16 protein-coding genes are annotated in these 21,584 nt (G+C 62.1%); 10 read left to right on the forward strand and 6 right to left on the reverse strand.

The window, feature by feature from the left end; genetic code table 11:
* The first annotated feature begins 30 nt into the window (after positions 1-30).
* From AAIL66_RS15810 to AAIL66_RS15830, 5 genes are all read left to right on the forward strand, one after another.
* Positions 31-360, forward strand: a complete 330-nt coding sequence (locus tag AAIL66_RS15810; protein ID WP_034354139.1) for a YnfA family protein — start codon at positions 31-33, stop codon at positions 358-360.
* A 252-nt stretch (positions 361-612) separates the two neighbouring features.
* Positions 613-4,140 carry a chromosome segregation protein SMC gene (smc, locus tag AAIL66_RS15815; RefSeq protein WP_343497171.1) on the forward strand — a complete coding sequence of 1,176 codons (3,528 nt, stop codon included), beginning with the start codon at positions 613-615 and terminating at the stop codon, positions 4,138-4,140.
* 36 nt (positions 4,141-4,176) lie between these two features.
* Positions 4,177-5,526 carry a cell division protein FtsZ gene (locus tag AAIL66_RS15820; protein ID WP_343497172.1) on the forward strand — a complete coding sequence of 450 codons (1,350 nt, stop codon included), beginning with the start codon at positions 4,177-4,179 and terminating at the stop codon, positions 5,524-5,526.
* Positions 5,527-5,589: 63 nt separating this feature from the next.
* The gene (gene ligA / locus AAIL66_RS15825; RefSeq protein WP_343497173.1) at positions 5,590-7,716 is read left to right on the forward strand and encodes an NAD-dependent DNA ligase LigA; all 2,127 of its coding nucleotides are present in this window, start codon (positions 5,590-5,592) and stop codon (positions 7,714-7,716) included.
* A 30-nt stretch (positions 7,717-7,746) separates the two neighbouring features.
* Positions 7,747-8,793: a patatin-like phospholipase family protein gene (locus AAIL66_RS15830; RefSeq protein WP_343497174.1), complete on the forward strand. Its 1,047-nt coding sequence runs from the start codon at positions 7,747-7,749 to the stop codon at positions 8,791-8,793.
* Positions 8,794-8,834: 41 nt separating this feature from the next.
* Here AAIL66_RS15830 and AAIL66_RS15835 read toward each other — a convergent pair whose 3' ends face one another.
* From AAIL66_RS15835 to AAIL66_RS15845, 3 genes are all read right to left on the reverse strand, one after another.
* Positions 8,835-9,185 carry a hypothetical protein gene (locus tag AAIL66_RS15835; protein WP_343497175.1) on the reverse strand — a complete coding sequence of 117 codons (351 nt, stop codon included), beginning with the start codon at positions 9,183-9,185 and terminating at the stop codon, positions 8,835-8,837.
* Positions 9,186-9,261: 76 nt separating this feature from the next.
* Positions 9,262-10,107: a thiol:disulfide interchange protein DsbG gene (dsbG, locus tag AAIL66_RS15840; RefSeq protein WP_343497218.1), complete on the reverse strand. Its 846-nt coding sequence runs from the start codon at positions 10,105-10,107 to the stop codon at positions 9,262-9,264.
* A 56-nt stretch (positions 10,108-10,163) separates the two neighbouring features.
* A complete protein-coding gene (locus tag AAIL66_RS15845; protein ID WP_343497176.1) occupies positions 10,164-11,585 on the reverse strand; it encodes a prolipoprotein diacylglyceryl transferase family protein in 1,422 nt (473 codons plus the stop codon).
* Between the two features lie 184 nt (positions 11,586-11,769).
* Here AAIL66_RS15845 and AAIL66_RS15850 point away from each other — a divergent pair, with 184 nt between their 5' ends.
* The 4 genes from AAIL66_RS15850 (at position 11,770) to AAIL66_RS15865 (ending at position 16,164) form a co-directional block, all read left to right on the forward strand.
* Positions 11,770-12,444, forward strand: coding sequence for a response regulator (locus AAIL66_RS15850; protein ID WP_003062385.1), 675 nt, complete (start codon positions 11,770-11,772; stop codon positions 12,442-12,444).
* Positions 12,444-14,267, forward strand: coding sequence for an ATP-binding protein (locus tag AAIL66_RS15855; RefSeq protein ID WP_343497177.1), 1,824 nt, complete (start codon positions 12,444-12,446; stop codon positions 14,265-14,267). The genes AAIL66_RS15850 and AAIL66_RS15855 overlap by 1 nt, the downstream gene beginning before the upstream one ends.
* A 182-nt stretch (positions 14,268-14,449) precedes the next feature.
* Positions 14,450-15,169, forward strand: a complete 720-nt coding sequence (locus AAIL66_RS15860) for a c-type cytochrome (protein WP_343497178.1) — start codon at positions 14,450-14,452, stop codon at positions 15,167-15,169.
* 17 nt (positions 15,170-15,186) lie between these two features.
* Complete coding sequence (locus AAIL66_RS15865) at positions 15,187-16,164, forward strand: c-type cytochrome (RefSeq protein ID WP_012838687.1); 978 nt, start codon at positions 15,187-15,189, stop codon at positions 16,162-16,164.
* 287 nt (positions 16,165-16,451) lie between these two features.
* Here AAIL66_RS15865 and cyoE read toward each other — a convergent pair whose 3' ends face one another.
* Both cyoE and AAIL66_RS15875 read right to left on the reverse strand, forming a co-directional pair.
* Positions 16,452-17,357 carry a heme o synthase gene (cyoE, locus tag AAIL66_RS15870; protein ID WP_003062379.1) on the reverse strand — a complete coding sequence of 302 codons (906 nt, stop codon included), beginning with the start codon at positions 17,355-17,357 and terminating at the stop codon, positions 16,452-16,454.
* Positions 17,358-17,381: 24 nt separating this feature from the next.
* Complete coding sequence (locus AAIL66_RS15875) at positions 17,382-18,560, reverse strand: COX15/CtaA family protein (protein ID WP_054075137.1); 1,179 nt, start codon at positions 18,558-18,560, stop codon at positions 17,382-17,384.
* 659 nt (positions 18,561-19,219) lie between these two features.
* On the opposite strand from AAIL66_RS15875, the gene AAIL66_RS15880 reads away from it, so the two are divergent.
* Positions 19,220-20,527 carry an integrase family protein gene (locus tag AAIL66_RS15880; protein ID WP_059439668.1) on the forward strand — a complete coding sequence of 436 codons (1,308 nt, stop codon included), beginning with the start codon at positions 19,220-19,222 and terminating at the stop codon, positions 20,525-20,527.
* Positions 20,528-21,034: 507 nt separating this feature from the next.
* On the opposite strand, the gene AAIL66_RS15885 is transcribed toward AAIL66_RS15880, so the two are convergent.
* Positions 21,035-21,526, reverse strand: a complete 492-nt coding sequence (locus AAIL66_RS15885; protein ID WP_059439666.1) for a class I SAM-dependent methyltransferase — start codon at positions 21,524-21,526, stop codon at positions 21,035-21,037.
* Between the last annotated feature and the right edge of the window lie 58 nt (positions 21,527-21,584).

Below are 21,584 nucleotides of genomic sequence, written 5' to 3' on the forward strand. Positions count from 1 at the left end.
TGCCCGCATTTCGCTGTGTGAGAGATTGAATTGCCTGAGATCAAGACCCTGTTGCTATTTGTTTTGACCGCCGTGGCGGAGATTGTGGGCTGCTACCTGCCCTGGCTCTGGCTCAAGCAGGGCGGCAGCGCCTGGCTGCTGCTGCCCGCTGCGGTCAGCCTGGCCTTGTTTGTCTGGCTACTGACTTTGCATCCCTCGGCATCGGGTCGTATCTACGCGGCCTACGGCGGCATCTACATCAGCGTGGCGCTTCTGTGGCTGTGGCTGGTGGATGGCATCAAACCCAGCGCCTGGGATATGGCAGGGGTGGCCGTCTGTCTGCTGGGTGCGGGTCTGATTGCTTTTCAGCCGCGCACCTGAGGCGTCCGCTGCTCTCTTACTCGATCAAAATCTGCCCCAATCCCTTGCCGATCCTGCGCAGGCAGCTATGGTTTGCGTGTATGCAGCAATCTTGGCTGACGAGGGGGCAGGCCGCGTTATGATTCCCGTCTGTTGACGGTTGCGAGCAAGAACAGGGCTTTTTCAAGTTTTGCGTTTGTGCAACCGCTTTTGCCGTTTTTCTTTCCCAATCACAAGCCTTTGCTGGCCAGCCTCTAGACCGACACCGACACCGTGCGCCTGAACTCCATCAAGCTCTCCGGCTTCAAATCCTTTGCCGAGCCCACCAATTTCATTCTGCCGGGGCAGATGGTCGGCGTGGTGGGGCCCAACGGTTGCGGCAAGTCCAACATCATGGATGCGGTGCGCTGGGTGCTGGGGGAGAGCAAGGCCAGCGAGCTGCGTGGCGAGTCCATGCAGGACGTGATCTTCAACGGCACCACGCATCGCAAGCCGTCCAGCCGTGCCAGTGTGGAGCTGACCTTCGACAACAGCGACCACCGTGCGGGCGGTCAGTGGGGGCAGTTCGGCGAAATCGCCGTCAAGCGCGTGCTCACGCGCGAGGGCAACAGCAGCTACTTCATCAACAACCAGCCCGTGCGTCGTCGCGACGTTCAGGACGTGTTTCTGGGTACGGGTCTGGGGCCGCGTGCCTACGCCATCATCGGTCAGGGCACGATCAGCCGCATCATCGAGTCGCGCCCCGAAGAGCTGCGCCTGTTCCTCGAAGAAGCGGCCGGGGTTTCCAAGTACAAGGAGCGTCGTCGTGAGACGGAAAACCGCCTCTCGGCCACGACCGAGAACCTCACCCGTGTGGAAGACATTCTGCGCGAGCTCAATGCCAATCTGGACAAGCTGGAAAAGCAGGCCGAAGTTGCGGCCAAGTACAACGGCCTGAACGCCCAGGTCACGCTCAAGCAGCACCAACTGTGGTTCATGAAGCGGGCCGATGCCGAGGCCGAGCAGGACCGCGTGCGTGTCGAAGGCCTCAAGGTCGTCAACGAGCTCGAAGAGCGCATGGCCGATATCCGCAACAACGAGAGCGGACTCGAGACCCTGCGCCAGTCGCACTACGACGCCAGCGATCAGGTCAATCAGGCTCAGAGCAAGCTCTACGAAGCCACGGCCGAGGTCGGCAAGCTGGAGGCCGAAATTCGCTATGTGGTCGAAGGGCGCCAGCGCGTGCAACTGCGTCTGCAGCAACTGGCCGAGCAACTGCTGCTGTGGAGCAGCCGCAGCGAAGAGGCCCAGGGCGAGATCGAGAACATCGAGGGTGCGGGCATGGATGCCGAAGAGCAGGCCGAGATGCTGGCTGCCCAGCTCGAGGAGCAAAGCACCCGCCTGCCCGATCTGGAAGATTCTCTGCATAAGGCGCAGAAAGCCGATGCAGACCAGCGCAACTCGGTGGTGCAGGTGCAGCAGCAGATTCAGGTGCTGGCCGCCGAGCAGCGCAGTCTCGATGAGCAGCGCCGCCAGTTTGAAACCCGTTACGAACGTTTGCGGGCCGACCGCAATGCACTGGAAACGCCGGACGAAGCGCGCCTGAACAATTTGCAGGCGCAGCTGGCCGAGGCGCAGGAGCTGGCCGAGATGGCCGATGCCGTCCTCAATGAGTTGCAGGACAGCGTGCCGCAACTCGATGAGGATAGGCGCGCACGTCAGCAGGCCGTGAATGCCGAAAACAGTCGTCACGCCGATCTGTCGGCGCGGCTCGATGCGCTCAAGGCCTTGCAGGAAAAGGTCAAGACCGATGGCAAGCTTCAGCCCTGGCTGGCCAAGCATGGGTTGGACGGCATGCAAGGCCTGTGGAGCCGCATAGCCATCGAGTCGGGCTGGGAAAATGCGCTGGAAGCCGCACTGCGCGAACGTCTGGGTGCGCTGGAAGTCGGTCGCCTCGACATGGTGCGCGGTTTTCTGGGCTCGGGGGGGCTGGACGCTCCGCCGGCCCGGCTGGCCTTCTTCAGCCAGGCTCAGGCCGCGGGCGCACCTGCGGCTGCGCGCTTTGCGCGTCTCAGCGATCTGCTCAAGATCAATGACGCCGGCCTGCGCGCCGTGCTGGTGGACTGGCTGATGGGCTGCTATACCGCGCCCACGCTCGACGAGGCTCTGGCCAAGCGTGCCGATCTGCAGGCTGGCGAGACCATTTATGTGCCCACCGGCCATGCGGTGACCGCGCACAGCGTGACCTTTTATGCGCAGGACTCCGAACAATCGGGGCTGCTGGCGCGGGCGCAGGAAATCGAGCACCTGGAAAAGGAAGTCCGCGCCCAGGCGCTGATCGCCGATGAATCGCGTTCGGCCTTGGTGCGCGCCGAAAGCGCTTACGCCGATGCCTCGCAGCGTCTGGTGTCCGCACGCCGCGAAGCGAGCGAGTCGCAAAGCCGTGCCCATGAGCTGCAGGTCGAGACCTTGCGCCTGTCTCAACTGGCCGAGCAGGCGCGGGCACGCAATGCGCAAATTTCGGCGGATCTGTCCGAAGTCGAAACCCAGCTCTCCGATATCGAAGAGCGCAAGGTCGCCGCCGAGGCCCGCTTTGAAGAGCTGGACATGCAACTGGCCGACAGCCAGGAGCGCCATGCCCAGCTGGGAGATCGCGTGCTGGAGGCCGAGCGCCGCCTGAACGAATCCCGCGAGCAGTTGCGCAGCCTGGAGCGTCAGGCCCAGGAGGCGACCTTCTCGCAGCGCACGCTGCACGCACGTCGCGCCGAGCTGTCGCGCACCATCGAAACCGCCAGCCAGCAGGCCAAGTCCCTGGCCGAGGAGCAGCAACGCGCTCAGGACGAACTGGCAAGACTGTCTGATGCTGCAGCGCAGGGCGGTCTGCAGGATGCGCTGGATCTGAAGATGCAGCGCGAAAAAGACGTCGCCGAGCGCCGCAGCGAATATGAGGATCTGACCAACAAGCTGCGTGCCAGCGACGAGCGCCGCCAGAGCCTGGAAAAGGCACTGGACCCGCTGCGTCAGCGCATCACCGAATTCCAGCTCAAGGAGCAGGCTGCGCGCCTGGGTCTGGAGCAGTACAGCAATCTGCTGACCGAAGCCGAGGCCGATCTGGCTGCTGTGGCTCAGTCGATTGCCGAAGGCAATGTGCGCATGCACGGCCTGCAGGGTGAGATCGACCGCCTGCACCGCGAAATCCAGGCTCTGGGGGCCGTGAATCTGGCCGCGCTGGATGAGTTGACCCTGGCGCGTGAGCGCAAGACCTTCCTCGATGCGCAGATGGATGATCTGACCAAGGCCATGAACACCTTGGAAGAAGCCATTCGCAAGATCGATGCCGAGACGCGGGATTTGCTGACCGGCACCTTCGACATCGTCAATCGCCATTTTGGCCGCATGTTTCCCGAGCTGTTCGGTGGCGGTCAGGCCAAGCTGGTGATCACCGGCGACGAGATTCTCGATGCCGGGGTGCAGGTGATTGCCCAGCCGCCCGGCAAGAAGAACCAGACCATTCACCTGCTCTCGGGCGGCGAGAAGGCGCTGACCGCGATTGCGCTGGTGTTTGCCATCTTCCAGCTCAACCCAGCGCCATTCTGTCTGCTGGACGAGGTGGATGCGCCGCTGGACGACGCCAATACCGAACGTTATGCCAAGCTGGTTTACAGCATGAGCAAGGGAACCCAGTTCCTGTTCATCAGTCACAACAAGATCGCCATGGAGATGGCCGAGCAGCTGATTGGTGTGACCATGCAGGAACAGGGCGTTTCACGAATTGTTGCGGTGGACATGGAGTCCGCCCTCTCCATGGCTGAGCTATCCTGAGCCCGGTCATCCCCTATTGAAGAACCGTTTTCTCACATGAGTAACTTGCAAATCAGTCTGGCCGTCCTGGGTGTGGTGCTGTTGGCGCTGATCGTTGCCTACAACTCCTGGACTGCGCGTCGCAATGCGCCCAAGCGGGCCGAGCCTGAGGAAGAAAACACAGATCCTCAGCGCCTCGAGCCCGGAATGAACACCGTCGGTCATGGTGCGGACCTGACCAAATACCAGCATGAGCCCGTGCTGGGGGATTTCGGCAAGGCCATTCCCGGTACCGAGCCCCTGCAGATGCCCGAATCCGCAGGTCGCTTTGCCGAAGCCGATGCCGAACTGGCCCGCCTGGTGGCGCGCGAAGCCCATGAGGAAGCGCAGCGTCAGGAAGCCCTGGCGGCCGCCCAGCACAAAGCCGAGACGACCGAGGCTGCGCATGCTGTGGAGGAGGTGAACGCTCAGGGCACGGATGCAGCCATTGCTGCAGTGACCGAGCAGGCCGCGCAGGCTGTGGAGCCCGTGTTGACGGATGCTCCTCTGGCCGCTTCGATTCCTCCCGCTCCGTCAGTGGAGCGACGCGGCCATCTGGATGCGCTGATCGATGCGATTGCTCCGATCACCGTGGCCCAGATTGTTCCTGGTGAAGTGGCCTTGCAGGCCCAGCCCAGTACCCGCCGTGCTGGCAACAAGCCCTTTGCCATTGAAGGCATGAACCAGGAGAGCAAGCAGTGGGAGCCGTTGCAGACCGGCCAGCGCTATCTGGGCTTTCAGGCCGGTGTTCAGCTGGCCAACCGTACCGGTGCCCTCAACGAGATCGAGTTTTCGGAGTTCGTCACCAAGGTGCAGCGCTTCGCCGATGCGCTGGGCGCCATGGCCGACGTGCCCAATATGCTCAACGAGGTCTCGCGTGCACGCGAGCTCGATCAGTTCGCCAGCGAGCACGATGCACAGCTGAGCTTTATGCTGCGTGCGCGTCAGGCGTCCTGGAGTGCTGGTTATGTCCAGCAAAATGCCCAGCGCCTGGGCTTTGTCATCACGCCCATGCCGGGCCGCATGGTGCTTGCCTCCCCCATCCAGGGCCTGCCTCCGGTGTTGGTGCTGAACTACGACCCCCAGGCCGCCATGGGCGACGATCTGGATCAGTCCGTCGTGCGCGAATTCCTGCTCAGCCTGGACGTGGCCCAGGTGCCGCGTGGACAGCAGCCGTTTGCGCGTCTGCGCCAGGTGGCGGAGCAACTGTGCCAGACCATGGATGGCGTGCTCTGCGACCAGAACGGCTATCTGCTGCCGGTTTCGGCACTGGACCCGATTCAGCATGACCTGGAGCTGCTCTACGACAAGCTCGACAGCGCAGAGCTGTCGGCCGGCTCACTTCTTGCCAGAAGGCTTTTCAGCTAAAACAAACAGGCCAACAATGTTGGCCTTTTTTATCCCCGACCTTGAATATCCAGCGGGCAGAGCATGACCGAGAATTTAGACCTTTTTTCCGCTGAACCCCAGGGCCAGAAAGCGCCAGCAGCTGTCAAAAATGGGGTTCCTGAAAGCGTGATGGCCAAGGCCGCCGCGTTGCGCTCCCAGCTCAACCAGTGGGCACATGAATACTATGTGCTCGATACGCCAACGGTTCCCGACGGGGAATATGACCGCGTCTATCAGCAACTCGAAGCACTGGAGGGGGCTTACCCCGCACTCGTTACGCCGGACTCTCCCACGCAGCGCGTGATCGGTGCGGTGCTGGACGGTTTGACTCCGGTTCGCCATGCCGTGCCCATGCTGAGCATCCAGACAGAGACCGATAACGAGGCCACGGGTGCCATTGCCTTCGACCAGCGTGTGCGCAAGGAACTGGGGCTGGATGAGTCCGCTGCAGCCATCGAATATGTGGCCGAGCCCAAGTTCGATGGCCTGGCTATGAATCTGCGTTATGAAAACGGCCGCCTGGTGCAGGCCACCACGCGCGGCGATGGCGAGGTGGGGGAAGACGTCACGCACAATATCCGTACCATTCGCCAGGTTCCACTGATCCTGTCCGCAGGCCGCGATGTACCGCCTGTGGTGGAGGTGCGCGGCGAGGTACATATGGCCAAGGCCGATCTGGACAAGCTCAACGCGCGCCAGCAGGCCGCAGGTGCCAAGACCTTTGCCAATCCGCGCAATGCGGCGGCCGGATCGGTCCGTCAGCTCGACTCGAATATCGCGGCCCAGCGTCCGCTGTCGTTCTTCGCCTATGGTCTGGGCGAGATCACGCCGCCGCAGCAGGGCGGGCCGGACTTCGGCACGCACTACGCCATGCTGCAGACTTTGAAATCCTGGGGCTTCCCGGTTGCACCGCAAGTCAGTATTGCGCTGGGTGCTTCTGAACTGGTAGCGTTTCACGAGCGCATCGGTGCCGAGCGCGCCAATCTGCCCTATGAAATCGACGGCGTGGTCTACAAGGTCAACAGCCTGGCCCTGCAGCGTCAGCTGGGCTTCAAGTCGCGAGAGCCGCGCTGGGCCGTGGCGCACAAATATCCGGCGCAGGAGATGCCTACGCTCATGGAAGCCATTGATGTGCAGGTGGGGCGCACGGGCAAGCTGACGCCCGTGGCCCGCCTGGCTCCTGTGCAGGTGGGTGGTGTGGTGGTGACCAATGCCACGCTGTCCAATCTGTTCGACATCCGCAAGAAGGGTGTGCGCGTGGGCGATCAGGTCATAGTGCGCCGTGCGGGCGATGTGATCCCCGAGGTGGTGGGACGGGTGCCGGGCGAGCGGCCTGCTTATGTGCCCAACTTCCGCATGCCCAAGACCTGTCCCATCTGCGGCAGCGAGGTGGTGCGTGAAAAAGGCGAGGCCAACCACCGCTGCACGGGTGGCCTGTTCTGTGGCGCGCAGCGCAAGGAAGCAATCTTGCACTTTGCCCACCGCCGTGCCATGGACATCGAAGGTCTGGGCGACAAGCTGGTCGATCAGCTCGTGGATGCCCAGGTGGTGCGCGTGCTGCCTGACCTTTACAGGCTGGGCCTGAGCTCGCTGGCAGCGCTGGATCGCATGGCCGAGAAATCGGCCCAGAACGTGCTGGCTGCCCTGGAAAAATCCAAGAGCACCACGCTGCAGCGCTTTCTGTTTGGCTTGGGCATTCGCAATGTGGGCGAATCCACGGCCAGGGATCTGGCCAAGCATTTCGGCAAGCTCGACGCCATCATGGACGCCAGCGTGGAGGAGTTGCTGCAAGTCAAGGATGTCGGGCCGGTGGTGGCCGACAGCATTCACACCTTTTTTGCCCAGCCCCATAACCGCGAGGTGGTGGAGCAACTGCGCGCCTGCGGTGTGCATTGGGAGGAAGGCGAGCCAGCCGAGAAGGCGCCTCAGATTCTGGCCGGCCTGACCGTGGTGCTGACCGGCACCTTGCCCACGCTGGGCCGCGACGCCGCCAAGGATATGCTGGAGGCGGCGGGTGCCAAGGTCTCGGGTTCGGTCAGCAAAAAGACCAGCTATGTGGTGGCCGGGGCCGAGGCGGGCAGCAAGCTGGCCAAGGCCGAGGAACTGGGCGTGCCCGTGCTGGACGAAGCTGGCATGCTGGCCCTGCTAAGGGGCGAGCAGCCCGGTTGAGTCGACTGTAGAAGCAGCAAGGAGGGCTACATGAACAAATTGCGACGCAAACCCGTTGTGGGCCTGGCCCTGGGCAGCGGCTCCGCAAGAGGCTGGGCGCATTTTGGCGTGCTGCGCGCGCTGCGCGAGGCCGGTGTTAGCCCCGACATCATCTGCGGCACTTCCATTGGCTCATTGGTCGGTGCAACCTACGCGGCCGGCGAAATGGATGCCTTCGAGAGCTGGGTGCTGGGCCTGGGCAAGCGCAAGGTCTTCGGCTTCATGGACTTCAATCTGGGCGGCGGATTGCTCAAGGGCGAGAAGATCATCGAGTTCTGGCGCGAGAATTTCGTCCAGGAAACCGTGGAGCAACTGGGCACGCCATTCGGCTGCGTGGCCACCGATCTGCAGACAGGTGCCGAGGTCTGGCTGCGCAAGGGCTCGATTGCCGAAGCCGTGCGCGCATCCATCGCCTTGCCCGGCCTGTTCACTCCGGTGATGCGAGAGGGGAGGCTGCTGGTCGATGGCGGTCTGGTCAACCCGGTGCCGGTGTCGCTGGCGCGCGCCATGGGTGCGGACATCGTCATCGCCGTCGATTTGAATGCCGACATCATGCGCAGGCATATGAAGCCCGTTGACATGAGCGAGAGCGAGATCAACCTGCATTCCCGCGAGCTCAGGGTCTCGCAGCTGCATCTGGATGAGGAAGAGCCTCCGGTGCCGCTGGGCCAGATTCCAGAAGCGCTGGCGGCGAATGGCTCGCCGCTCGGTTGGGCGGGCGCATGGATGCGCAGCATGACGAGCGTGAAGACATTGTCCTCATCCGTCATGCGCAGGGGCCGCAAGGGGGAGGGGGATGGCGAGGACGATGCTTCTGTGCCTGTGCCCTCGCTGGTCAATGTGGTCATGGCCAGTGTCAACATCATGCAGATGCGCATCACCCGCAGCCGCATGGCGGGTGACCCGGCCGAGGTGCTGATTGCTCCGCGCCTCTCGCATGTCGGGCTGATGGACTTCTACCGGGGGCGCGAGTCCATCGATGAAGGCTATGCTGCAACCCAGCTGGCGTTGCCCGCGCTCAAGGACTGGGGTCTTTAGCCCGGAGTGCGCACGGCTCTGGAGTGCCGAGCGCAGCCTGCTTAGCTGCGGATATAGGTCCAGCCATCCTGCTGCATGCGGGCGATGGCTTCGACGGCGCCCATGGGCAGCACCTGAATATTGTCCGGTGCGCTGATGCCGGCGTTCCTGAGCGTGTTGGGGCACAGCAGCACATGTGCCAGAGCAGGGCCCATGTCGTCCGGCTGGTCCAGCACGGCTTGCACGGCCTGGGCATTGACGACAATCCAGACTTCCAACTCGGGGTTGGCGGCTTTCAGGTTCTTGAAGTTGCCGCGTGCGCGGACCAGTGCTTGCGTGCTGGGTGCGTGCAGCACGATGCGGGTGCTGGGGCGCATGGCGGGCAGCAGGGTGTTCCAGTCAGGTCGGCTCATGGTGTTGGGGCAGATTTGCTAGCGCGATGATAGCCGCTTGCAAATTCTGTGCAGGGGCTATGCGGTGACTGGAATCCTAATGTGCGGGCGACTTGGCGGGAGCTTTGTCCATCAACTCGTCCAGCAGCCCGGGCGGCATGCCGGTGCGGATCTGCACCAGCCCCTGGGCATTCTTCCAGATCGTCGCGGGTGTGGCACGCAGGCCTGCGTTGCTCATCAGCGCGGCGTTGTTGGCTAGTGCATCGCGGGCCGAAAGGGGGATGCGCTGCAGCGGTGCAATACCTAGGACATCGGGATTCTTGCCATGAGCGTCGGCATAGGCCATGGCATGGCTGGCAAGAGCCTGCTCGGGTGCCTTGGAGGCCAGAATGGCGGCGGCCTTGCCTTCGCTGCTGGGGCGCAGCATGCCCACCAGAATATGGCGCAACTGCAACTGGCCAGCTTGCACCAGTGGCCTGGCATCGCGCCAGAGCTGGTTGCAATAAGGGCAGTTGGGATCGGTGAACACATAGGCGATGCGGGCGGCATCGGGCTTGCCGTCGCCAATCCAGTGTGTACGCTCCAGATCGGTCCAGAACTCCTGGCCCATGGGCTTTTGCACGGCGTTGTGCAAGGCTTTGGCGTTGACATCCTTGCCCTGGGCATCGATGACGGTGCCAATCACCCAGTGCTTGCCGTCAGGCATGCGGTAGATGGGGATGGGCTGCTGGTCGCGGTAGGCGGCCCAGGCCTTGAGGCCACCGGAGCTTTGCATGGGGCCCACGATCTGCAGGCCTTGCTCGGCGAGAAACTGCGCTGAGGGCAGGTCGCTGCTTGCCGCACTGCTTGCTGCAGCGCCGCTGGCGGCAATCACGTCGCGGGTGTATGCCACGGCCACCATGGTGGCTGCGGCTGCAGCGAAGATGGGGAGGGTCAGCGCCATCAATTGGCGTGACAGGGGCTGTAAACGTGGCACGATAAACCTTTGTCCATCTTGAGTCATGGGGCCTGTGTCGGGGGCGCAATGATGCGCAGCTGCTCGCTCAGACTGGCGCGGGAGAGCTCCCCCATACGCGTGGACCGCAGGCGTCCGTTCGCGTCATAGAAATAGGTGGATGGCAGGGCGCGTTGCTGCCAGTGCTGACCGGCGAGCTGCTCAGGGTCCAGGAGCACCTGGGCAGGGGGTAGAGGCATGGACTGCAAATAGCGCAGCACTGCAGCGGCGTCTTCACCCTGGTTGATCCAGATGAAACGCACACCTGGATGGTCTTTTTGCGCTTGGGCCAGTACCGGCATCTCGCGCTTGCAGGGCGGGCACCAACTGGCCCAGAGGTTGATGACCAGCGGTTGACCGCCGTAGCTGCGCAGATCCGTGGGCTGAGCGGCAGCGCTGACCAGCGTCAGAGAGGGGAGTGAAGCCTCTGGAGGCTCAACCCAATTTCGCAATGTGTAAGCTGCCGTCAGAATGAACGCACCCACACCCAGGGACTGCAGCACGCCACGTTTCAGGAGTGCATGGCTGCGGCAGCTCCAGGCTGCCCAGAGAACCGCCACCAGCAGTCCGGCCCAGAGGTTCCAGCCACCGTCGCGAATATCCAGAATCTGCAGCACGCTGGCGGGAGATGCGCTCACGGGCGCCCAGTACTCGGGCCACCATTGCACGACGTAGGCCGCGCGCGCCGCCACCAGTCCAGCAAGCGTGGCCTGAAGCAGCAGAGTCTCTACGGGCTGATCGCTTTGCCGCTGCCTGAGTCGCGCCCACCACTGGCTGGCAAACAATGCCAGAAATGCGGCAAGAGCCATGGTGGGCAGAGCGAGAGGGCCTATCCGAACACTGGCGGGCAAGGCCAGTGCCTGCAGCAAGCCAGGCTGAGCTGCTTCGGTATTGCCTTCGCTCAGGGCTGGAGTCGGGGCATCCGCATTCCCGTCCATGCCTGCTTGAGCGGCGCTGATGCTCTGCTGCTGTACCGGGTAGCAGATTCCTATCTCGGCACAGCCCTGCCATTGCAGCTCCAGCGGCCATTGCGCCGACCGTTCAGGCAGCGTGGCCTGAATGCGCAACTCCCGGTGAAAGGCCTGCACATGGCCAAAAAAGGCATCGCTCAGGCTCCGTCCTTCAGGAATCTGCAGTGGTATTGGCTGACCTTGAGCATCGAGCAGGCGCAACTGGTCGCGGTAGAGATAGTGACCAGGAGCAATGTTCCAGCGCAGCTCCAGCAGGCGGCGGCCATCAGCCTCTGTCTTGATGGCGCTTTGCTCGGCGTGGACCAGCTCGAAAGCCTGTTCGGCAGTCAGGACTTCGGGTTGCGCTGCGGGCTTGTCGGCATTCAGGCTGGGCAGGGTCAGCGGCTGTGCCCAGGCAGTCATCCCCGTCAGCAGGACTGAAAGCAGAACGAGGGCTGCGGCAGAGCGAAGAGACATGAATGGTGGTGGCTGGGTGTCTTGGATGAGGCAGCCCCGCATCTTGGGCGCAAGGGATTAAGCAGGGGTTAACGCTGCGAAAAGACAAATCTGCGATGCTTGACTGCTTCGGATAAACAAGGCGCGTAACGGGTGCTCACATCTCCGGATGTGATGGTGCGGGTGGCGGTTGCGCAGTGAAAAAATGCATGTGCTGTTAGTGGAAGATAACGCTTTGGTCGCCAGCGGGGTGAAGGCGGGCCTGCAGCTACAGGGCTTTGGCGTGGACGTGGTGGGTTGCGCCAGCCAGGCTGATGCGGCACTCAAATCCTCCCACTTCGATGTATGTGTGCTGGATCTGGGTCTGCCCGATGAGGACGGTCTGCATCTGCTGGCGCGGTGGCGCCGTCAGGGGCTGGAGCTGCCGGTGCTGGTGCTGACCGCACGTGATGCAGTGGACCAGCGCATCGAAGGCTTGCAGACCGGGGCTGACGACTATCTGGTCAAGCCCTTCGATCTGCACGAGCTGGCGGCACGGCTGCATGCGCTGCTGCGACGGGCGGCGGGGCGTACCGTGGACTGGATTGTGCTGGGCGATGTCAAAGTGGATCTGGCCGCCGGCCAGGCCATACGGGAGGGCAGCATCGTGGACCTGTCGCGTCGTGAATGGGCGTTGCTGCGCGCGCTGCTGCAGTCGCCCGGGCGAGTGCTGAGCCTGGAGCAACTGCGCGACAGCCTCTATGGCTACAGCCTTGATGTGGAGAGCAACGCGGTCAATGTGCATGTGCACCATCTGCGTCGCAAGCTGGGCTCGGACATGGTGGAGACCGTGCGTGGTGTGGGTTTCAGATTAGGGCGCGTGCAGGGAGGCAGTTGCTGATGCGCAGCCTGCGGGTCCGTTTGCTGGTCTGGCTGTGTCTGGCTCTGTGCACTTTGTGGGGCGGTGTGGCCGCCTGGATGTTTGCCGGCATGAGACATGAGCTGCGTTCCGTGCTCGACGACCGGCTGATTGCATCGGCCCGCATGGTGGCGGGCATTGTTCACCAGTTCAAGCCGCACAACACCAGTCCCGAGGACTGGGGGCCCATGCTCAATGTGGTGGCGCGTGATGGTGTGGCTTGCGAGGTCAGCATGATTCGCAGCGAAGTGCAGACTGCACCTACGCATGATGCTATGGATCCGGATGCAGATGCTGTGTCGGATGAAGCGAGCGGCACGGCGGCTCGCCCGGCACTGATTCCGGCATCTCCGCTGGATGCACCGCGCGCCAAAACTGCAAAGACCGGCCGCGCCGGGGATTTCGCAGATACGGCTCCCGAGCAGGCGGCCGAGCCTACCGATTCTCAGGTGCTGGCTCGCACTGCGGGTGCGCCCAGCTTCCAGGGGCCGCTGCCGCTGGGCTTCTCGAGCATCACCAAAGGCGGCAAGCCATGGCGTACTTATGTGCTTGAGGAGCATGGCGTGCGCATTGCCACGGCCGACCGCATCGATGTGCGCGAGGGACTGATACATGGTTTCGCCTACACCATCATCCTGCCCTTTGTGCTGGCGCTGCTGGCCAGCATGGTGTTGATGTGGTGGGGGGTGACACGCGGCCTGCGCCCACTTGAGTCGCTGCGCCAGGAGTTGAGCGAGCGTCCGCCCGGAGATGATTCGCCCGTGGCGCAAGGCCGGCAGGTCAAGGAGCTGGCGCCACTGGTGCAGACCATCAATCACCTGCTGCAGCGCGTGCACAAAGCCATTGAGCGCGAACGTCGCTGGAGCGACGATGCCGCCCATGAGCTGCGCACTCCGCTGACTGCCGTCAAAACCCATGTACAGGTGGCGCAGATGGCGGTGGCCAATGCGGGGTCTCAGATGGTGGCTTTGAGGGATCAGCCCGGCGCTGGCAAAGAGGATGCTGCGCCCAGGCCGATTTCGGAGACCGCACAGTGGCAGATGACCCGGCAGGCGCTGGAGCAGGCGGGGGAGGGCGTGGAGCATTTGCAGCACACGCTGGAGCAATTGCTGCTCTTGGCCAGGCTGGATTGCCAGCCGGTGAGCGAAGTTGCAGGAGGCTCTCGCGCCATGGCCTGCGGTAGCGAGCCCGCCTGTGCTTGGGAGGCTCTGGAAAAAGCCTGGGGATTGGCCGCCACGGCCATTCCTTCGGGCTCGCTGCGCCTGCGCTGGTTGCCTCGGCAAGCCCTGAATGACGCCAGGCTGCAGGACTTGCGTGTGGCCGTGCCTCAGCCCCTGCTGGTGTCGGCATTGCGCAATCTGATGGAAAACGCCTTGCGCTATGGGCAGCAGGCAAGCGGCGAGCCGGGCGACTCTGCGGTGCTGCTCGGCCTGCGCCACATTCCGCAGCTGGCGCAGGTCGGCGGCGACAAGCCGCAGGCGATGCCTGTCAATCCTGCCGGTTATGTGGAGTTCACGGTGATTGATCATGGGCCCGGGCTGAGCAGCGAGGACTGTGCCGTGGCGACCCAGCGCTTCTGGCGCAAGCAGCATCAGGCCCATGGCAGCGGTCTGGGGCTGGCGATTGTGCAGCGCATTGCACAGTGCAGCGACGGTGAGCTGGAGCTGCTGCCCTTGGCCCAGTGGCAGCAGCATAAGGGCTATGCATTCGAGCAGGTGCACAACGGCCTGGCGCCAGAAGCGGCGACAGGGCTGGTGGTGCGTTTATGCCTTCCGGTGAAGTCCTGTGCTGCGCTGCCTGATTAGTCAGATTGGGGGAGCCAATTGTTTGCAGCATTAATTGGCTCTTAATCTTCTATAAGTATCTTCGGGCAATGTGCTTGCTGTCATTGGGCTGCTTTGGCTCGTGACACTCCAGGTCAGACGTCGGCGTTCAGCACACGCCTGATGTGCGGCAGATCTGAGCCGCTTAAACCTCCATTCCCAAGATGAATCGCTTGAACACAAAGACTCTGCCCCGGTCGTGGGTGGCTGTCGGCATTTCCATGCTGATGGCGACCAGCGCCTGGGCGCAAGAACCTGCTGCCGCCAAGGCTGCATTGAACGGCAATGTCGCTGCCGGTGCAAAGATAGCTCAGTCCGGCTCGGCCGGCGGTGCGGCTGCCTGTGTCACCTGCCATGGTGCCAAGGGCGAGGGCCAGCCTGGCTTCCCTGCACTGGCGGGCCAGCACGCCGGTTACCTGGAGCGTCAGCTGAACCAGCTGGCGGCTGGAGCCCGTCAGTCCGCTGTCATGGCTCCCATGGCCAAGGCCTTGAGCGAGCAGGAACGCGCCGATGTGGCCGTCTATTACGCCAGCCTGCAACTGCCTATCAAGAGCGTGCGTGGTGCCTTGCCCGGCAAGAGCGACGATAGCGGTACCTGGTTGGTCGAGCGTGGTCGCTGGGCTGACGGCATTCCTGCCTGTGCGCAGTGCCATGGCCCCGGTGGCGTGGGCGTGGGCAAGGACTTTCCGGCCATCGGCCATCTATCTGCCGACTATATGCAAAGTCAGATCGATGCCTGGAACAAGGGGCAGCGCGAGGCCGGCCCACTGGGTCTGATGGGGGCTGTGGCCAAGAAGCTCACGGCTGATGACGTCAAGGCCGTTGCTGCGTACTACCAGCGCCTGCACAACCCCGCTGCTGCCGCAGCAACCGCCAAGCCTTAAGAGTTCGGGAGTTGACAATGTCGGACAAACAACAAACTGCTTCCAAAAGCTCCAATCTCGCTGAATACGCGGTGGTGGCCTGCCTGTTCGCCGGTCTGGGCGGCGCGCTCTGGTATGGCATGAGCATCAGCAGCCCCAAGAAGGCTGAAGAACCAGCCAAGGTGGCTGCGCCTGCTGCAGACGCCAAGGCCGTGACCGTGGCAGCCAAGCCCGGCGAATTCACACCTCCCGGCGTCAGCGACTATCCGGAAGGCCCCATGGGCGAGTGGGTACGCCGTGGCGAAGCGATCTTCACACGCACGCCGGTCAATGCCGTAGGCTTCTCGGGCAACCCGCTGAGCTGCACCAATTGCCACCTTGACGCGGGTCGCTTGAAGGGCGCAGCCCCCATGTGGGGGGCCTACCCCATGTACCCGGCCTATCGCAAGAAGACCGACCATGTGGACACCTTTGCCGAGCGCGTGCGCGGCTGCTTCATGTACTCCATGAACGGCAAGGCACCGGACGACGGTCATGACGTTCTGGTGGCACTGGAGTCCTATGCCTACTGGATGGCACAGAAGGCCCCCACGGGCGAGAAGCTGCCCGGTGCAGGTTTCAAGAAGGCGGGCAAGCCCGAAGAGACTCCCACCTATGAAGCCGGTGCCAAGGTTTATGAAGCCAAGTGCGCGCTATGCCACGCAGCAGACGGCAAGGGCCAGTTTGTCGGCGATGTGGCCGTGTTCCCGCCGCTGTGGGGCAAGGACTCCTATAACTGGGGTGCCGGCATGCATGACATCGACAAGGCGGCCAACTTCATCAAGAACAACATGCCCTACGGCAATGCAACGCTGAGCGATCAGGAAGCCTGGGATGTGGCGACCTTCATCAACAGCCAGGAGCGTGGCCAGGATCCGCGCTTCAACGGCAATCTGCAGGCCACGGCCGAAAAGCACCATGGCCAATACTCCATGTACGGCAAGGAAGTGAACGGCAAGCTGCTCAAGGGTCTGTAAATGGACGCTTGATTAGGTCTGCCGGATGCAGGCTCAAGGCCAGCCCTGTAGTCGGGGCTGGCCTTTTTTGGTGATCGGGGTGATCAGAGTGGGTGTCCGGCCAGGCCGCCGTTGAGCCGTCGGCGGTACGTTGCGCCCTGGGCACGGAGCCCGGGGTTTGGCAGGGCTGCACAAGATCCATTGAATCCGCACTCAAACCTAGACTCGGAACGCACGGGAAGATCACTTTCCGACAGACGTAGAAAAGCCCGGCGAGCCGGGCTTTTGCAATGGCAGGGCTTGAAAGATCAGGCCATGAACAGGTAGTGATCCACGAGCAGGGCGAGAAACAGCAGGCTCAGGTGAAGCAGTGAAAAACGGAATGTGCGGCGCGACAGCTCGTCCGAGTAATTGCGGTACAGGGCCACGGCATAGGCGATGAAGCCTGCACCCAGAACGACAGCCGCGAACAGATACAGCCAGCTGCTCATGCCGTACATGAAGGGCAGCAGACCGGCCGCAAACAGCACAACGGTGTAGAGCAGAATCTGCAGGCGTGTGTATTCGCTGCCATGGGTCACGGGCAGCATGGGCAGGCCGGATTGGCGGTAGTCCTCCACGCGGTACAGGGCCAGTGCCCAGAAGTGGGGAGGGGTCCAGAGGAAGATGATGAGGAACAGAATCAGTGCCTCGGGGCCGACATTGCCCGTCATGGCGGCCCAGCCCAGCACGGGTGGCATGGCGCCTGAAGCTCCGCCGATCACGATGTTCTGTGGCGTGGCGGGCTTGAGAACCACGGTGTAGATCACCGCATAGCCGACAAAGGTGGCCAGTGTCAGCCACATCGTCAGCGCATTGGTCCAGACCAGCAAGATCGTGGCGCCAATCATGCAGAGAATGGCCGAGAAGGCCAGTGCCTGCTGACTGGATAGTTCGCCGCGCGCCGTGGGGCGCCATGATGTGCGCTTCATCTTGGCATCGATATGACGTTCCACCAGGCAGTTGAAGGCCGCAGCGGCAGCCGCCACCAGCCAGATGCCGACGCAGGCGACGCCCATATGTATCCACTGATTGGCCGTGGGCCATCCGGGCACGGCCAGCACCATGCCGATCAGGGCGCAGAACACGATGAGCTGCACCACGCGCGGCTTGGTCAGCGCATAGAACTGGCTGATTCGCGAGGTGTTGTTCAACAAGGCTTCACTTTGACTCATGCAATCACTCTTTTGCGCTATGCCTCAGGCAGGGCGGTGCGCCATTTCAGGGTCGGGGGCGGTGACGGCATGGCTACGCGTCACGGCCAGGCTCCAGACCACAATCGTTACCAGGGCCGCGGCTCCACCGGTGTGGAGCACGGCCGCCACCAGGGGCCAGTCCAACACCACGTTGGACAGACCCGTCAGAACTTGCAGCACCGCAAAAAATCCCAGCAGCCGGCGCTGCTTGGCCAGTGCAGGGGCATGGCGCAATGCCCACCACAGGCTGGCCAGTGCCAGAACCACCACATAGGCTGCCAGCCTGTGGGTGTAGTGGATCGCGGTCAGCGCTTCGAAGCTGATGTGGCTGCCGTCCTTGAGCATGCCCAGCGGGCGCCAGATCTGCAGCGCTTCGGCGAAATTCATGGCCGGCCACCAACTGCCCTGGCAGCCAGGGAAGCTCGTGCAGGCCAGCACGGCGTAATTGGTGCTGACCCAGCCGCCCAGGCTGACCTGGACGATGAGCAGCGCCAGACACAGCCATAGCGCGATGCGCAAGCGTCCGGCAATCGGGGCCGCAGAGCGACCGGCCTGCTGCTGGCTCAGTCCCGATGCAGGAATGGCCAGCAAGGCCAGCAAACCGGTACCGCCCAGCAGATGCAGGGTGACGATGGCCGGAAACAGCTTCATGGTGACCGTCAAGGCGCCGAAAGCGCCCTGTATGCAGACCCATACCAGAGCCAGAGTCGGCCACCAGGGGTTGGCCGCGCCGCTGAAAGACGCGTGCTGACCCTTGCGTCTGGCGGCCCGCGCCTGCTTCCAGCTCATGACCGTCATCGCAATGATGAGCACGCCGACCGTGGTCGCCAGATAGCGGTGAATCATTTCCACCCAGGCCTTGCCATGGGTGACCGGGCCGGTCGGCATGGCAGCTTGCGCCTCGGAGATCTGGGCATGTGCTGCGATAGGGCTGGCCGTGCCATAGCAGCCAGGCCAATCCGGGCAACCCAGGCCCGAGTCCGTCAGCCGTGTGAAGGCGCCGAACAAGACCAGATCGAAGGTCAGGAATAGCGTCAGCACGCAAAGGGCCTGCAGACGTTTGCCGGGGCCGGTGCCGCGACTGCGCCACCAGACCCAGCACAAGGGCCCCAGGGCCAGCACCAGGCCGAAAGCCATCAACTCCAGCGCAGGAGCCAGGTCATAAAGCTGCTGCTCCGTCATGCCGCAGCTCCGCAGGCCGGCTTCCATCGTCCAGCCGCCTGTGCTTCAGACAAGGCACGGCGGTCAGCGGGCAGGAAAAAATCGCAGAAGCAAAGCGGCATGATTCGGCAGAGGCGGTCAGTACTTGGCCAGTATTTACAGAAATTATTGAAGATCTTGGTCAAGCGCAAAACGAGAGCAACCTGCTTGCCCGTAGCGAGACTTGCGTGCTCCAGGACCAGGACTTTGCTCGACGCTTGGAGCAGCAGTTGAATGCAGGCTCTTTGATCCCGCACAATTTTACCCATGTGATTTGAGGCTAGGCAGTCGTGACCGGAGTGTCCCTAACAACGAGGAAGAAAGGCTGGTCCTCAAAACCCTGTTTTCGGGGAAACTCCGAGGCAAAAAATTGCCAAAATGCTCCGATTTTGAACGGAGGCTACACAGCCTTGATGTACGATAGCCCAAGCTCTCAGCCTGGAACTGTGAGCGTGTCGAAGACAGCTGCAGTCGTGGCTTCGTCGCAGACGCGGGTGTCGTTCAATGGTAGAACGGCGGTTTCCCTCTGAAAACTGCATAAATTCCACAAAACCTATACTAAAACCTATACTGACTCTTTTCCCTATACGGACGAGTTTGATTGGGTTTGGTTGAGGCTAAGGCCGAGGGCTCAGGAAGTTATGTACTTTGACGTTCGCGCAGCCAAGCTGCTTGCACCCGGTGAGGTGCTAGCCGTTGAGGGATGCCCAGGCCTACGCCTTGTGGCAGTTAAATCGTCCAAGACTTGGACTTATCGCTATCGAGATGTTGCCGGTCGCCTCAAGCAGGTCAAGCTGGGGTCTTGGCCTGAGATGAACATTCAGGAGGCGCTTGGCATATGGACAAAGTACCGCGCTGACCGTGAGGCGGGTGTCAATATTGTTGAGCAGCGTAAGCAGGCCAAAGAAGAGAGCAAAAAGGCTTTGCTTCCCCAGGAAGAGGCTGTTTATAGCGTGAAGCGTCTGGCGCAGGACTATGTGGACGGGCACCTGGCCCATTCGCGAAAGCCTGAAGGTCTGGCTGCCGCGAAAAGTGCCTTTCTGCGATTGTTTGAGGCGAACCCAGATTTCGCCAACATGCCCGCAGACTCCGTCACTCGACAGATCGCCTTTGGAATCCTTGAAGACAAAAAAATTGACGCACCATGTGCAGCGCAGAAGTTGCGCTCCATGTTTGGCGGTGCCTGGGACTATGCCTTAGACGCAGGCCGTATTTCTGGGGAAACGCCGAACTGGTGGCGATCAGTCCAGAAAGGGCGCTTGCTGTCCAAGGGGAAGAAGATGGGTGGCAAGCACATCGGCCGGCGTAGGCGCTTTTTGACCGACGACGAAATTGGTGTGCTGCTGAATTGGCTGCCCAATATGCATGTGATCGGCAGGGATGCCGTCATTCTGTATTTGTGGACGGGTACCCGAGGATCTGAGATTTTTGGGATGAATGTCGAGCACCTTGCTGAAAAGGATGGCGTCCTGTGGTGGACGATCCCGAAGGCGCTGACCAAGAATGCGCGCTTCCCTGACGCGACAGACTTACGGGTTCCGCTGCTTGGCCGGGCCCGAGAAATAATTCAACGTCGCCGCAGGGAGGCAGACGATGAAGGCAATTTGTTTGTGGGTGCCACAGGCAATCGCTATAGCACCCATACTTTTTCGGGATACCTCTACGACTTGCAGCCATATAGCCCGAAGTCAAAGCGCAAGGGGCGAGTGAGAAAGATCTTGCCTGTGACGGACTGGAGTGCTCATAACTTGCGTCGCACAACACGCACCATGCTCTCCGCGCTAGGCTGCCCCAAGGAGATTGCCGAGGCCATCGTGGGCCATATGCCAGAGAAGATCGAAGGCACTTACAACGCCTACTCCTATGATGCCGAGCGCATTTACTGGCTCGGCAAGGTTGATCAGCGCCTGGAGGAACTGGCTTCTTTGGCTTTGCCTGCACGCCCATAACCGCTGTTGCGTGGCGGCAGTCCGTGTGACACGGGCAGGTTACGAGCCACAGCCAACAGCTCTTCATACAGCCAACCGATGCGACCAGGTGAGATTTCACGCGCCGGAGGGTATCGCTTGGAGCGCACTTCGCTTTCAAAAGTGGTGATGGAAATGGTTAAGGCCTTCGCCGCGGCCTCCTTGGACAGAATAATGAAGGGGAATGGGGTAGCTGTAGCAGTCATGATTTCGCTTTCGGTGCGGTGAAATATTTGCGGCCAGCCTCACTGGGCTGGTGATTAATGCCGTCCAGCATTCCGGCGCGGAGCAGTGCATGAAGGGTGCTGCTGGCTTAGTTGCTGAAGCTAGTGGCCCGGTTGTATGCGTCCCACAGCGTTTGGCCTTGGGGGCAGCGCGCCTGTTTGCCGCCGGATAGACCAGCAGCGCAGCAAGTAGGGCAGTTGAAGTGGTGGGCTATGTAGGCCTTGTCTTCTGGCAGGCCCACGGTGCTGGCGCTGGTTGCCTGGGTCATGGCTTCATGAAAACGAGCCAGTGAGTCATTCCCGAGCGGCCGCTGACTTGACCGAACAGTGGCTTCTCTGGTGTCAGGGCTAGGACTTCTTTCACTTTCACCTGCGTTTCGTTCCACTTGAACACCAAGGTCCCACCTGGCTCCAGCACGCGGAAGCACTCGGCAAAGCCTTGGCGCAGGTCTTCGCGCCAGTCTGGTCCTAGCTTTCCGTACTTGGCTCCAAGCCATGATTTCGGTCCCGCATGGACAAGGTGAGGCGGATCAAACGCCACCAGCTTGAAGGCCCCATCTGGGAAGGTCAGAGCGCGAAAGTCCATCAGACAGTCGGGCTCGATGCGCAGCACGCGCTGGCCAGTCGCATTGCCGCGTGAGTTGTCAGTGACGGTGATGGTTTCGCGGCGCTGATCCACGAACACCGCGCGCGGGTCTGCTTTGTCGAACCACATCATTCGACTGCCGCAGCAGGCATCAAGAACCGCTGGGTTCATGCGTTGCTCCAAAAAAGAACCCCGCTCAGTGGCGGGGCTCGGGGTTGCGGTTTTGCTG

Source organism: Comamonas sp. F1-6, from assembly GCF_039581415.1.
Classification (GTDB): Bacteria; Pseudomonadota; Gammaproteobacteria; order Burkholderiales; family Burkholderiaceae_C; genus Comamonas; species Comamonas thiooxydans.

Excerpts from the sequence above, each read along its gene's own strand:
- AAIL66_RS15820 (WP_343497172.1), top strand. The coding sequence starts at position 4,177 with ATGAGTAACTTGCAAATCAGTCTGGCCGTCCTGGGTGTGGTGCTGTTG.
- ligA (WP_343497173.1), top strand. The coding sequence starts at position 5,590 with ATGACCGAGAATTTAGACCTTTTTTCCGCTGAACCCCAGGGCCAGAAA.
- AAIL66_RS15830 (WP_343497174.1), top strand. The coding sequence starts at position 7,747 with ATGAACAAATTGCGACGCAAACCCGTTGTGGGCCTGGCCCTGGGCAGC.
- AAIL66_RS15835 (WP_343497175.1), bottom strand. The coding sequence starts at position 9,185 with ATGAGCCGACCTGACTGGAACACCCTGCTGCCCGCCATGCGCCCCAGC.
- dsbG (WP_343497218.1), bottom strand. The coding sequence starts at position 10,107 with ATGGCGCTGACCCTCCCCATCTTCGCTGCAGCCGCAGCCACCATGGTG.
- AAIL66_RS15845 (WP_343497176.1), bottom strand. The coding sequence starts at position 11,585 with ATGTCTCTTCGCTCTGCCGCAGCCCTCGTTCTGCTTTCAGTCCTGCTG.
- AAIL66_RS15850 (WP_003062385.1), top strand. The coding sequence starts at position 11,770 with ATGCATGTGCTGTTAGTGGAAGATAACGCTTTGGTCGCCAGCGGGGTG.
- AAIL66_RS15855 (WP_343497177.1), top strand. The coding sequence starts at position 12,444 with ATGCGCAGCCTGCGGGTCCGTTTGCTGGTCTGGCTGTGTCTGGCTCTG.
- AAIL66_RS15860 (WP_343497178.1), top strand. The coding sequence starts at position 14,450 with ATGAATCGCTTGAACACAAAGACTCTGCCCCGGTCGTGGGTGGCTGTC.
- AAIL66_RS15865 (WP_012838687.1), top strand. The coding sequence starts at position 15,187 with ATGTCGGACAAACAACAAACTGCTTCCAAAAGCTCCAATCTCGCTGAA.
- cyoE (WP_003062379.1), bottom strand. The coding sequence starts at position 17,357 with ATGAGTCAAAGTGAAGCCTTGTTGAACAACACCTCGCGAATCAGCCAG.
- AAIL66_RS15875 (WP_054075137.1), bottom strand. The coding sequence starts at position 18,560 with ATGACGGAGCAGCAGCTTTATGACCTGGCTCCTGCGCTGGAGTTGATG.
- AAIL66_RS15880 (WP_059439668.1), top strand. The coding sequence starts at position 19,220 with ATGTACTTTGACGTTCGCGCAGCCAAGCTGCTTGCACCCGGTGAGGTG.
- AAIL66_RS15885 (WP_059439666.1), bottom strand. The coding sequence starts at position 21,526 with ATGAACCCAGCGGTTCTTGATGCCTGCTGCGGCAGTCGAATGATGTGG.